General features: G+C 63.0%; 11 protein-coding genes and 1 pseudogene. 7 read left to right on the forward strand and 5 right to left on the reverse strand.

Going from position 1 to position 12,464, the window contains the following annotated elements:
* On the reverse strand, positions 1–1,338 hold a 1,338-nt coding region (locus tag EOA38_RS07385), incomplete at its 3' end, for an EAL domain-containing protein (protein WP_127298835.1).
* Between the two features lie 211 nt (positions 1,339–1,549).
* Positions 1,550–3,343, reverse strand: a complete 1,794-nt coding sequence (locus EOA38_RS07390; RefSeq protein ID WP_127298836.1) for a GtrA family protein — start codon at positions 3,341–3,343, stop codon at positions 1,550–1,552.
* A gap of 136 nt (positions 3,344–3,479) precedes the next feature.
* Here EOA38_RS07390 and EOA38_RS07395 point away from each other — a divergent pair, with 136 nt between their 5' ends.
* From EOA38_RS07395 to gshB, 3 genes are all read left to right on the forward strand, one after another.
* Positions 3,480–4,484: a glycosyltransferase gene (locus EOA38_RS07395; RefSeq protein WP_127298837.1), complete on the forward strand. Its 1,005-nt coding sequence runs from the start codon at positions 3,480–3,482 to the stop codon at positions 4,482–4,484.
* Entirely contained in the window at positions 4,484–4,858 is a 375-nt protein-coding gene (locus EOA38_RS07400; RefSeq protein WP_127298838.1) for a GtrA family protein, read from the forward strand. The genes EOA38_RS07395 and EOA38_RS07400 overlap by 1 nt, the downstream gene beginning before the upstream one ends.
* Positions 4,859–4,934: 76 nt before the next feature.
* Complete coding sequence (gshB, locus tag EOA38_RS07405; protein WP_127298839.1) at positions 4,935–5,876, forward strand: glutathione synthase; 942 nt, start codon at positions 4,935–4,937, stop codon at positions 5,874–5,876.
* 38 nt (positions 5,877–5,914) lie between these two features.
* On the opposite strand, the gene EOA38_RS07410 is transcribed toward gshB, so the two are convergent.
* A complete protein-coding gene (locus tag EOA38_RS07410) occupies positions 5,915–7,681 on the reverse strand; it encodes a winged helix-turn-helix domain-containing protein (RefSeq protein WP_127298840.1) in 1,767 nt (588 codons plus the stop codon).
* Between the two features lie 198 nt (positions 7,682–7,879).
* On the opposite strand from EOA38_RS07410, the gene EOA38_RS07415 reads away from it, so the two are divergent.
* The 3 genes from EOA38_RS07415 (at position 7,880) to EOA38_RS40255 (ending at position 9,638) form a co-directional block, all read left to right on the forward strand.
* A complete protein-coding gene (locus EOA38_RS07415; protein WP_127298841.1) occupies positions 7,880–8,173 on the forward strand; it encodes a DUF1127 domain-containing protein in 294 nt (97 codons plus the stop codon).
* Positions 8,174–8,337: 164 nt separating this feature from the next.
* Positions 8,338–9,405 (forward strand): cyclic nucleotide-gated potassium channel, encoded by a 1,068-nt coding sequence (locus EOA38_RS07420; RefSeq protein WP_127298842.1) that lies wholly within the window; start codon positions 8,338–8,340, stop codon positions 9,403–9,405.
* A 122-nt stretch (positions 9,406–9,527) separates the two neighbouring features.
* Positions 9,528–9,638, forward strand: a complete 111-nt coding sequence (locus EOA38_RS40255; RefSeq protein WP_245464938.1) for an ATP-binding protein — start codon at positions 9,528–9,530, stop codon at positions 9,636–9,638.
* A gap of 275 nt (positions 9,639–9,913) precedes the next feature.
* Here EOA38_RS40255 and EOA38_RS07430 read toward each other — a convergent pair whose 3' ends face one another.
* Positions 9,914–10,558 (reverse strand): peroxiredoxin-like family protein, encoded by a 645-nt coding sequence (locus EOA38_RS07430; protein ID WP_126090966.1) that lies wholly within the window; start codon positions 10,556–10,558, stop codon positions 9,914–9,916.
* A gap of 753 nt (positions 10,559–11,311) precedes the next feature.
* Positions 11,312–12,136 carry a methyltransferase domain-containing protein gene (locus tag EOA38_RS07435; protein ID WP_127298843.1) on the reverse strand — a complete coding sequence of 275 codons (825 nt, stop codon included), beginning with the start codon at positions 12,134–12,136 and terminating at the stop codon, positions 11,312–11,314.
* 173 nt (positions 12,137–12,309) lie between these two features.
* Between EOA38_RS07435 and EOA38_RS07440 the strand changes: the two are divergent.
* Positions 12,310–12,464 (forward strand): annotated as a pseudogene (locus tag EOA38_RS07440) (cyclic nucleotide-binding domain-containing protein); the annotation flags it as partial.

A 12,464-nucleotide genomic window follows, 5' to 3' on the forward strand; every position in this document is an offset into this window, starting at 1 on the left:
GGCGTGCAGCGCGCCGCGATAGGAGTCGCGCAGGTAGCCCAGCGTGGCGTCGGCATCGGCCGGCTTGCCGAACAGATAGCCCTGGCCGCCGGCGCAGCCGAACTGGACGAGGCGGTCGGCCTGCGCTTCCTCTTCGATGCCTTCGGCGACCACATCCATGCCGAGCCCTTCGCACATGGCGAGAATGGCGCGGATGATGTGCTCCGACGGCCGGTCGTCGAGAATGGAGGAGACGAAGGCGCGGTCGATCTTCAGCTTGTCGAAATGGAATTCGCGCAGGCGTCCGAGCGACGACTGGCCGGTGCCGAAATCGTCGAGCGAGACGCGGATGCCGACGCGACGCAGGTCTCCGACGATCTTTTCGGCCGAAGCCGGATCGGTCATCAAGCCGGTTTCGGTGATCTCGATCTCCAGCCGGCTCGGATCGAAGCCGGTGCGGTCGAGGATCGCCAGGATATGCAGGCCGGTGTTCTGGTCGACGAGCTGCGACGGCGACAGATTGAAGGACAGGAACAGGTCCTTCGGCCAGTTGCGGGCAGCCTCGGTCGCCTTGCGCAGGACGAGCTGCGACAGCGGACCGATGATGCCGCGCTCCTCGGCGATGGGAATGAAGACACTCGGCGGCACCGTGCCGAGATCACGATCGGTCCAGCGGGCCAGCGTCTCGAAGCCGATGGTGCGGCGACTGTTGAGATCGACGATCGGCTGGAAATGCGGCTCGACCTCGCCCGCCGAGACGGCGCGGCGCAGCGCCTGCTCGATACGGGTGACGCGCTTGGCGGCCTCCTCCATCTCGCGGGTGTAGACGACGACGCGGCCGCGGCCCGAACGCTTGGCGTGGTAGAGCGCGGTCTCGGCCTTGTTGATCAGGATCTCGGTGGTCTCGTCGCCGGAATAGAACAGCGAGCAGCCGACCGAGGCCGACAATCTCGCGGTGCGCTCGCCGACGTCGTAGGGCGCCGACAGGATCTCGATCAGCATGCGCGACTTCTCGGCCGCCTGCTCCTCGCTGAACACCATCGGATAGAGATAGGCGAACTCGTCGGCGCCGATACGGCAGACGGTGGAATAGCCGTCCATCGAGGCGCGCAGGCGCATCGCCACCTGGATCAGGATGTCGTCGCCGGCCTTGTGACCGAACAGGTCGTTGATCGGCTTGAAGCCGTCCAGATCGAGGATGCCGACGGTGAAGGGCGCGGGATCGTCGGCGCGATCGCTGATCAGGCGATCGACCTTGTCGAAGAAGCGACGATGGTTGCCAAGCCCGGTCAGCGGATCGGTGAAGGCCAGATCCGAGTTTTCCCTGCCTGGCTGCCCGGTGCCAAACGTCGTTTGCATCATGTCCCTGTTGTGATGGCGGTATTTATCTTCAGACTGGCAGCAAAGCGTTTAGGAAAGGTATCGGAAAAATCGATTTTTCAATGGCCTCAAAAGTCCGCACGGCCCTTAAAGCACGTGGCGCTGAAACGGATCAGGCGACGCACTTCAAGCCTTTGTTTTGGTGCATGTCGTTGCCCCAAAACCGCTGCGCACGTTTGGGCGACATGCATTAGCCGGCTTGCCTGACGCGATAGAGCTCGATCGGGCTGCCTTTCGTCTCGGCGACCGGCTCCAGCCAGTCCGGAACACTGCCCTGGAGCAGGCCGGAAAGGAAGCCGCGCGGCGCCCTTTTGGCCAGCATGGCGTTTTCGCCGCTGCCGCGGCAGACCGCCACCAGGCCGACGCGATGCGCCTCCACGATTTTGCGTGCCGCGTCCGGCGTGCCGAGAAACGCGTCCAGCACCAGAAGATTGCCGGCGACATTGCGGTGGTAGGGACCGGCAAAGACCCGATGCCCCGAAAAGGCCAGGATCGGCGACCCCAGATTGGACGTCGCCAGCACGCTGGTTTCAGGCATGCGGCCGAACGCCGCGAAGCTGGCCGTCTTCTCGCAACCCTTGTCGGTGCTGCTTTCGTCCGCGGCAGAGGTGTTTTTTTCCAATGCTATCGAGGTCGCCGCGGCGGCGCCTATCCAAACCGGATTGATCGATACAAGCCAGACCGCACCAAGGCGCAGAGCCACTGCCAGCGAGGAATTGGTTTCGGCCCGCGCGCGCCATTTCGCGATCCAGGCGGACAGCGGGATCACGCCAAAGGCGATCGAGAATGTCGAGCCGCGCACCTGCCAGACCGCAACGCCGAAGGCGACGACGAGCAGCGCGCCGACAAGGCTGTCCTGCCGGCGCCACCCGCCACGGCCCAGACGCAGCGCCATCAGAAAAATCGCCACCAGCGGCGTCCCATAGCGCGCCGCCACGAGCGCAGGCTTGTCGACAACCAGCGCAAACAGCGACTGGGCTTCCGTGATGTGATCCAGCCACAATTGCTTGAGACGCGGGTCGAGGCTGGCATAGGGCGCCGTCAGGCATTGCGGGAACAGCGCCAGCATGACCAGCCCGATGGCCGCCGCCAACACGGCGAGCGACGCCAGACGATGCCGCCGGCCGCGAGCGGCGAGCCCGCTCGTGGCAACAGCCGAGAGCCCGATACCGGCGATGGCGGCGGCGACGAACTGCACCGTCGAGAAGGCGTCGCATCGCGCCTCGCCCCATGCCGAGGCCGGGATGGTGGCCAGGAAGACAAGCGTCGAGACACCGGCGAAGCCCAGTCCGAAATCCCTGGCGATCGCGCGCTCGCCGCTCTCGTCGACCATGAAAAGCAGCGCCACGCAGACGCCGATGGTGGCGACATAGGGCACGGTTTCCATGCCGACGGCGAGCGTCAGCGCGGCGCAGAGGCCGGAAACAAACGCGGCTGCCCGATGCGCCGGGGCCTCGAGCAGCAATGCGAGGCTCGCCATGGTCAGCATCAGCTGGACATTGTGATGGTCGAGCGCGCCGGGCGAATAGATGCCGAGGAAATAATAGGCGGCGGCGCCGATCAGGATCGCGGGCACCACCGCGCCCCGGCCGGCGAACATGCGCGCCGCGCGGGCAGTGAAGAACAGCGTCGAGCAAAACAGCAGCGCCGGCCAGAGCACCTGCGCGATCTTCTCGGCAAGGGGCGTGCTGCTGGTCAGCGCCGAAGCGGCCAGAATGATGGCGGCGATCGGCGCGTCGACCAGCCGGGACCAGTGCATGACGAAGCCGCCTTCCAGGCCCATCCTGTACTGGTGCAGATCGAACCAGCCCTGGCCGTTGAGCAGATCGCGGACCTCGACCAGCCGCAGCAGATTGTCATTGTCGACATCGGCCAGCGCGCCGAAGCCCATCCATGCGCTGAACGCGAACGCAGCCAGCGTTGCAAGCAACGCCAGCATGAAATCGTGCTTCCGGGTGGCGACGCCGTCCTCGGCTGTGCCCATCGTCGAAACCTTCGGAGGTAGAGGGCTTAAACCTAGCCTTAACGGCTTCAATAAATAGTAAAGCGGCCCGGAGACGCCGGCATCGGGGCCAGCATTGGCGCGACCGATGGGCATGGGCCGGGCGCCGGAGACAGACATGCCGCATGAAGTCCGCAACGAGCCGGCGATTGCCGTGCTCCTGCCGTGCTACAATGAAGAACTGACCATCGGCGAGGTCGTGCGGCGCTTCCGCGACACGCTGCCTTCCGCGGCGATCTATGTCTACGACAACAATTCGAAGGATCTGACGGCGCTCAGGGCCCGCTCCGCCGGCGCGATCGTCGTGCGAGAACCGCGCCAGGGCAAGGGCAATGTGGTGCGCCGCATGTTCGCCGACATCGACGCCGACATCTATGTGATGGCCGACGGCGACGGCACCTATGCGCCGGAAGATGCGCCGCAACTGATCAACACGCTTTTGACCGAGCGCTGCGACATGGTGGTCGGCACCAGGCGCGGCGTGACCGACGACGCCGGCCGCTCCGGCCATGCCTTCGGCAACCGCCTCTTCAACCGACTCTACAAGGGCCTGTTCGGCGCCGACTTCACCGACATCTTTTCCGGTTACCGGGTCTTTTCGCGGCGCTTCGTCAAGAGTTTCCCGGCGGTTTCCGGCGGCTTCGAGATCGAGACCGAAATGTCGGTCCACGCCTCGCAGCTCAAGCTGCCGGTGAGCGAGATGGCGCTCGATTACGGCCGCCGCCCCGAAGGCTCGTCGTCGAAGCTGTCGACCTTTCGTGACGGCGCCAGGATCCTATGGATGTTCGCCATGCTGATGAAGGAAACGCAGCCGCTGCGTTTCTTCGGCACCTTTGCCCTGTTCTTCCTGGCGGCCAGCATCGGCCTGATGATACCGGTGCTGATCGAATTCGCCGAGACGGGACTGGTGCCGCGCTTGCCGACCTGGGTGCTGTCGGTCGGCTTGCTGCTGTTGTCCATGCTGGCGGCCGTAACCGGGCTGATCCTCGATTCGGTGTCGCGCGGCCGCGCCGAACAGAAGCGCATCTTCTATCTTTCGATCCCGTCCGGCCGCATCGAGCGCCGCGCCGGCGGGCAGGCGCCCCTGAAGAGCGAGCCGGGCAAGCCCTCGCGGGCGGCCTGATGGGCAGGCTTGCCCGCTTCGTCCTTGCCGGCGGCATCGGCTTCGTCGCCGACGCGGCAGCGCTCTGGCTGCTGCTTTCGGTCACGCCGCTCGGACCGTTGATCGCGCGCGTGCTTTCGATCTGCTTCGCGCTCTGCGTCACCTGGCAGATCAACCGCCACCTGACCTTCTCGCCGTCGAGCCGGGGCATGGCGCGAGAGGGCGCGCGCTACGGCGGCGTCGGCATCGCCACCAGCGTCGTCAACTATCTCGTCTACTGCGCCATCCTGTTCGCGCTGCCTTCCGTGCCGCCGCTGGCGGCGCTGGCGATCGCCTCGCTGGTTGCGATGGCGCTGTCCTTCCTCGGCTATTCCCGGCTGGTCTTCGACCGCTGAGCTTCTGCACCAAGCAAGCACGATTGGCAGACGCCGCCGAGTTCCTTATATCGACGGCAGAGTTCGGAGACCGAAAATGCCGCTGAAAATCGCCGTCCAGATGGACCATGTCTCGACCGTGTCGATCGCCGGCGACACCTCTTTCGCGCTGTCGCTGGAGGCGCAGCGGCGCGGCCACAAGCTCTTCCACTACACACCCGACCGGCTGTCGATGCGCGACGGCAAGGTGTTCGCGCGCGTCGAGGCGATGCAGGTGCGCGACGAGAAGGGCAACCACTATTCGCTGGGCGAGCCGGTGCGCACCGATCTTGCGGAGATGGACGTGGTGCTGCTCAGGCAGGACCCGCCCTTCGACATGAACTATATCACCACCACCCACATTCTGGAGCGCATCCATCCGAAGACGCTGGTGGTCAACGACCCGGCCTGGGTGCGCAACAGCCCCGAAAAGATTTTCGTCACCGAGTTTCCGGACCTGATGCCGGAGACGCTGATCACCAAGGATCCCCAAGAGGTTGCCGCCTTCCGCAGGGAGTTCGGCGACATCATCGTCAAGCCGCTCTACGGCAATGGCGGCGCCGGCATATTCCACCTGCACGAGGCCGACCGCAACCTCGCCTCGCTGCTCGAGATGTTCGGCCAGTTGTTCCGCGAGCCTTATATCGTGCAGCGCTATCTCAAGGACGTGCGCAAGGGCGACAAGCGCATCATCCTGATCGACGGCGAGCCGGTGGGCGCCATCAACCGCGTGCCGGCCGAGCACGATTCGCGCTCCAACATGCATGTCGGCGGCCGCGCCGAGAAGACCGAGCTGACGAAGCGCGAACGCGAGATCTGCGCCCGCATCGGACCGGCGCTGAGGGAACGCGGCTTCATCCTGGTCGGCATCGACGTGATCGGCGACTGGATGACCGAGATCAACGTGACCTCGCCGACCGGCATTCGCGAGGTGCAGCGCTTTGGCGGGGCGGATATTGCCGCCCTGTTCTGGGATTGCGTGGAGGGGAAGCGGGCCTAAGGCACCCGGATCGGTCCGCCAAGATCGCCTCGCCGCGCTTAGAGCAGCCCGCTTTGCTGGCCCAGATCGCGTAGCAACTTCTGGTCATCGGATCGCATTCTGTTTGCCCGAATGAACAACTCGTTTCCGTTTTCCGGGCTTTCACTGTTGACCAGTTGAGCCAATTGTTTCGCCTCTTCGGTCCGGCCGGCTGCGGTCAGCGCCAAGACCGCAACACGCCTCACATGGGCGTGAGCGTTGCGATGGAGCGTTGCGCGCAAGGCCCAGGCAGCAGCCTCGTCGGCTCTTCCGAGTCGCAGCAGGGAAACGGCGCGCACCGCTTGGTTAGGAGCGAGGAAGGGGTCGAATGGCGAGAGTTCTCTTGCATGATCGGCTGCCTGAATGGCCGTCTCGGCATCCCCAGAGTGAGCTTGAATGAAGGCACGCGAGTAATGCCCAAAAGCATATGAAGGACTGAGGACGGTCGCGTACTCCAGAGCCTCGATGGCTTCCTCGCGCGCACCGATGATCCAGAGGGCGCGCCCGAGAGCGCAATGTGCGGCGGGGTCGTGTGGATCGATCTCCACCGCGCGGGCCGCAAGATCGTGAGCGATCCGGCCTTCCTCGGAGAGATGCGACGGATCAAACAGATACGCTTTCAAAAAATGTGTGAACGAGAGACTCGCATAAGGAGGTGCAAAGTGCGGGTCGAGGTGGATCGCCGCCTTGAACAGATTCTCGGCGACCGTATTGTCCTGACCGGTGAACATGTGCATGTGCCACAGGCCGCGATGATAGGCCTGCCATGCGTCCAACTCATGAATAGGTCGCCGGACTGCTATATTGCGCTCAGCGAGATTGACCTCGCCAGCTACCAGCGTGGCGATCTCGTCAGCCAGACTCTGTCCGAACTGCGAGATGGATGCGAGAGGCTTCGAGAATATTTCGGAAAAAAGCACATGGCCGTCGTCGGCCGCGATCAACTCGACATCGACCCGAAGGATCGATCCGTCGAGCGTGATGTTGCCGGCGCAGACATAGTCGCAGCGAAGCAGCCGGGCGGCCTCCAGCCTGCTCAGGCCGACCGCCGACAAAGCCTGCAGCGAGTTCGCGGCGATGACGAAGACGGTTCGCAGTCGGGCAACATCGCGGATGATGTCCCGCAGCAACCCGTCCCTCAAAACATATAGGTGCGGGGAAGCAATATCCTCGAGCGCGAACGGCAGCACCGCGACCGCGGGCCTGTCGCGCCCCGAGATGCGGGCCGACTGCGCTTCGGCCGATTGGGCCGACCCCACAAGAGGCACTGTCGATCTGCTTTCATCCACCAATAAGTCGAACGCGCGCCGCAACGATCGTTCACCGAGCAGATCCGCATCGACCTGGGGCGTTAGAAGCAAATCGAGCCGAGCTTCCGACGGGAGACCTTGTTCCCCGAAGTTTTGCGACCTTGCTAGAGGTTCTGCGCTGTCTCCATCATTACCGCGACCGTTCGCTTGGTCCTGCGATTGAAGCGTTAACATGTAGCCGCGCTTTGCGACCGTCTTGATGAGGGTTGCCCGCTCGTCGCCAAGAACGTTTCGAAGGTCGCGGATCGTCTGCGTCAATGCGTCGTCAGTTACGACAAGACCTTTCCACACGACCTCAAATATCTCATCTCGGCTGACCACGCGGTTTGCGTGCTCAACGAGAAAGACCAACAGCGAAAACGTCCTCGCGCGGACATCGACAGGCCTGCCGTCGTTCAAAATGAGACCCCGCTCCCGGTCAAGAGCATATGCGCCAAGCCGGATGACGGCCTTGTCCGGATGGTCGGCTTCTCTCAAACGGCGTCTCCCTAGAAGCGCGCCTTACAATAGCGTAGCCCCGCATATTAGGAAATTCGCAGCTACGGGCCGTCGAGATATTCGATCCAATTTCATCTCGATTTCGGAAATGTTTCGGCTGGATATCAGGCCTGGCGCCACAAGCTCGCCTAGTCTCCACCTGCCGCTCAGAAAAGCGGCTTGAGAGGAGAGATAACCATGGCCACCATCGAATTTCCCTACAGTGCAGCGACCGGACGCAAGGAGAGCCGTGCTGTCCGTTGCCTTTTTGCGCTTCTGCACGGAACAGTCGCCGCCGTTCTGTGGCTGCCGCGCTTCTGGGTACAACGAAAGCAGCTCGCTGTCCTCGCGTCGATGAGCACTCGCGAGCTCCTGGACATCGGCCTGAACACCTGCGACATCGCCAACGCCCTCGCGCAGAGAAACGAACAGGACCCGACAATGTACCTGGCAGATGTCGCCCGCGAGCGCAGGTTGCGCAGGCAGACTTAGGTCATTCTCGTCGGTTGTAGCCTGTCTGGTCACGCCTGGTCACGAAGCAATCCCGGACATTTGAGTTCACCGTTGATGATGCACATCGCAGCGACAGCAAGCACCTTTGCGCTTGCCTTGAAGGCATTCTATTTTGGAGCATGGTAGCCGCTCGTGGGCATAGAATGTCGGTACTGCGTTCCTTAAGAATCTACGCGCCGCCCAACGCGGTGCTGGCTGCGCCTGGGCTTCTGGCGGTGGCTGCGCTCACGATACCGGACATGTCCGAACGAAGCAGACTGGCTCTGGCTGCCGTGCTCGCGGTCATTTGGGGCGCCTATCTCCTGCAACTGGCCGCGACGCTGCTCAAGCGCCGGGCGGGAGACGTACGGAACAGGACGCCGGCAATCGCCATCGATGTGCTCGCGGTCTTGGTTCCACTCGCCGCATTTCTGCTCGTCGGCACGCCCGACCGGAGCCTCTACTGTGCTGTCTGGCTGCTGAAACCGCTGCGCGACTCGACTTTCTTCCCGGTGCTGGGCAGGGTGCTGGCCAACGAAGCGCGCAATCTGATCGGCGTCACCACGCTCTTCGGCGTCGTTCTGTTCGGTGTCGCGCTCGCGGCCTATGTCATCGAGCGCGACATCCAGCCGGAAAAGTTCGGCAGCATCCCCCTGGCAATGTGGTGGGCGGTGGCTACGCTGTCCACCACCGGCTATGGCGACGCTATTCCGCAAAGCTTCGCCGGCCGCGTCCTTGCCGGGCTGGTCATGATGAGCGGCATCGGCATCTTCGCGCTCTGGGCTGGCATTCTTGCCACCGGCTTCTATCAAGAAGTCCGTCGCGGGGATTTCGTCCGTAATTGGCAATTGGTCGCGGCCGTACCGTTGTTTCAGAAGCTCGGCCCGGCCGTGCTGGTCGAGATCGTGCGCGCGTTAAGACCTCGCACCGTGCCGGCGGGCGCCGTGATCTGCCGCATTGGCGAGCCCGGTGATCAGATGTTCTTCGTCGTGGAGGGGCGCGTCAGCGTCGCGACGCCGAACCCGGTGGAGCTTGGTCCTGGCGCCTTCTTCGGCGAGATAGCGCTGATCAGCGGCGAACCGCGTATGGCGACCGTCAGCGCCGCAACGGCGGTCTCGCTCCTGTCGCTGCACTCGGCGGATTTCCAGATGCTGTGCGGCAGCAGCCCGGAGATCGCGGAAATCATCCGCAAGACCGCGCTCGAGCGGCGCGGCGCATCACCGACGGCCTGACCATACTAGATGCGCAGTTCCAGACCGCAATGGTGCATCATCGCGACCCAAGATCGTCGCCAGCCTGATCGCGACCTGCCGGACCTTGCCGACATCAAGGCCAGGAGAGCGCCAAGCGGGCGCTGGAGGTGGCGGCGGCCGGTGGGCACAATCTCCTGATGGTTTGCTACATTAATTTCCACCCGAAACCCACATCGTCTCTGGTCGTCGCCGGGTGCTGCCTGAAGGCGTAACAGTGACCCTATCCAGCCGTTGCAAGCACGCTGCCGGAAGGCCTTGATCGGGTGGAAAATCGCCGTACTGCGCGCCTGTCGGAAACCACGTGATTGCGGAGGGACGTCGCCTAGCCTATGCGCTGAGGCTGGCTCACTCTAGCATCCGCCCGTTGAATGGAACCGCTACGAAGCTTACGGGCAGACCCGGGCCGCCGCGCTTGAGCACCTTGATCATGGCCTCAAACCCATAGAATCGTTACAGGGCGCGGTCGTCGAGCGAATTTTTCGGCAGCCTATTGATGTGCGACTTGGGACGCTACCGATATCAGTTCCTCGGGCTTCGGCGCCCTGAACGTTTGGAGACCAACCTCCAGAACTTCAGTGAAGCTCCAGCGCACGATGCCCTCCCGGTCGATTAGGAACTGACCGACAAGCTGCCCCTGGCCGGAAGCCATCATCTGCTGATCGGCTTCCGTAATCTCATATCCTTCCTTCTTGTTGAGTAACTCGTTCATTGCCATCACGTCCATAGGTTCTGGCAACTCGCCCGGAAGGTCAATCCGTATCGCCGTGACCGTGTCCATCCCGACCTCGCGCAAGCCGAAAGCACGATGCGAGGCCCGCTCCGGGTCGGACGCGGCGAGAAGGTAGGGCATCGGGTGGTAGCGGAAATAGAGCCGTGCCCGTTCGACCGGCGTATTGACCACTGCCAGGCATTCGACGCCTTTCTCACGCAGAGCCGGATTGAGTTGCGCCATGGCCGCGACGTGACGGCGGCAGAACGGACAGTGCAGACCGCGAAACAAGCCGATCAACAACGGGCTACGGCCTCGAAAATCATTGAGCGCAATCTTGCCTTCGCGCGAGATAGCATCGAGCACTATATTGGGCGCAGGGTCGCCCGGCTGCAGTGGGCGGTCAACACTACACATGGACATGGACAAACTCCTCGCCCAAGCTCAGTCGGCAAAAGGCAGCAACACTACATTTCGGGTTGGGCCCGTGCTGGGCGCAAACTCCCGCGCCAGAGCAAACAGCGTTCGGCCTCTGCCATATTGCCGAGGTCAAGATTGCAAGCCCATCATAGCACGGAAAAAGCATCTGCGGCTCACGCGTATCGCGAGCCGTCTCGGGCGCCGCGGCAAACAGTGGTCGTCTCATCCGTGCCATGGGACGACCACAGCGGCGAGACCGACAGGATCTTTCAGATGCGCGTTCTAACGGTGCTCAACGTCTTGAAACTTGGGCGGCTTCGATGTGGCCGGAGCCAATGTGGCGAATGAATTTCACTCCGTAGCACTCCCGAATTGTTGTTCTGAAGGTCAGGTTCCGAAGCTTGTTTTTTGACGCAGAAGTCTGCGGCGACTAGGGTCGTCAACGGATCGTATCACGACACTTGCGAGGCTGGCCGGCAATGTCGGGAGCTGGCGCGACCTGCTCGTTCTGGCAGATGAGCCAACGGCACCTTTCCCCCCACCCATTGCTGCCCTTCCTGGGCCGTTTCTCCTTCCCGAAACCCGACGTCGAGCGCAACCAGCGCTCCTGACCCGAACCGGTCATAGACTACGACGAGGGCGATCGAGACGCGGGGATTTGCCGCCCGCAGCTTAGCGATTGCATCGCGTGCGGTCGATCCCGACCGTCGGGAGGAACCGAGCGTCTTAGCGATGCTCGCGCCGCAACGACAGCTGCTATCTGCGAGCGACCAGGACGTGAGCCTCTTGGGGGAACGTCAACTCCCCTCCACTTGAATAGATTGCCGGCGAGGAACTTAGATCACCCGTGATCGCTGTGATTACTGCGTCGCGATGTCCGGCATCCATTCCGCTCACCAGTCCAGCCTGGGGAGTTGCTGCTAGCTGTAGTCGCACGTATTCCTTTGTCGAGGGGAATCGGATGTTCTGGGTAATCGTGTGGACGGTCACATGGCGAAAGCCCGTGCCAGCCACCAGTCGGTAAAGCTCGTCAGCATCGGCGAGTGAATGCTCGGACCGTTTGGTTGCCGAAGCGCCTGGACCGAGATGTCGGTCCAAGGCATCTGCCAGAGCCTTCGCCGCAGGAGTGTGGTCAATAGCGCTGAAAACGCTTAAGGCCAGTCGGCCGTTAGGCACCAGCACCCGGAACATTTCACGTAGCGCACCCGATCGGTCCGGGAAAAACTGCAGTCCGAGCTGGCAAAGAACGAGATCGAAGGTGGAGTCAGTGAACGGCATTTCGAGCGCGCTTCCCTCGCACCAGTCAATACGCGGTCCAGCGCCTGTCGGGAGCGATCGAGCAACGGCAAGCATGCCCGTATTGATGTCGAGGCCGACGACCTGCCCCCCTCCCATACGCTCGGCCGCGACGCGTGCCACCACGCCGGTGCCGCAGGCGAGGTCCAGAACCCGCTCACCAGATTGAGGCGCAGCACGATCCACTAGGTCGGCGGCCCACAGGGCGGTAATTGCCGGGACCAAGTAACGCTCGTAGAGTTCCGCGGCGCTGCCTTCCAGCTGCCACTGCTCCTGCTGGGCCATAGAGTCCCTCCCGCACAACCAGCCGCTCGGGCAACGGGCCCGACCAGAGCTTTAAACAGCAATCATAAAGCGCGTGTATGTCAACCAGCAACCAGTGTGGAAACAGAGCAGATCGATGGAAGGTCCGCTCCCCCACCCTAACGAGACCTCTACTCCTGTCTCAGCGAATGCCCCCTGGCGCCTTCTTCGGCGAGATAGCGCTGATCAGCGGCGAACCGCGTATGGCGACCGTCAGCGCCGCAACGGCGGTCTCACTCCTGTCGCTGCACTCGGCGGATTTCCAGATGCTGTGCGGCAGCAGCCCGGAGATCGCGGAAATCATCCGCAA

Origin of the sequence: Mesorhizobium sp. M1E.F.Ca.ET.041.01.1.1, assembly GCF_003997355.1 — a bacterium.
In the GTDB taxonomy this organism is placed as follows: domain Bacteria; phylum Pseudomonadota; class Alphaproteobacteria; order Rhizobiales; family Rhizobiaceae; genus Mesorhizobium.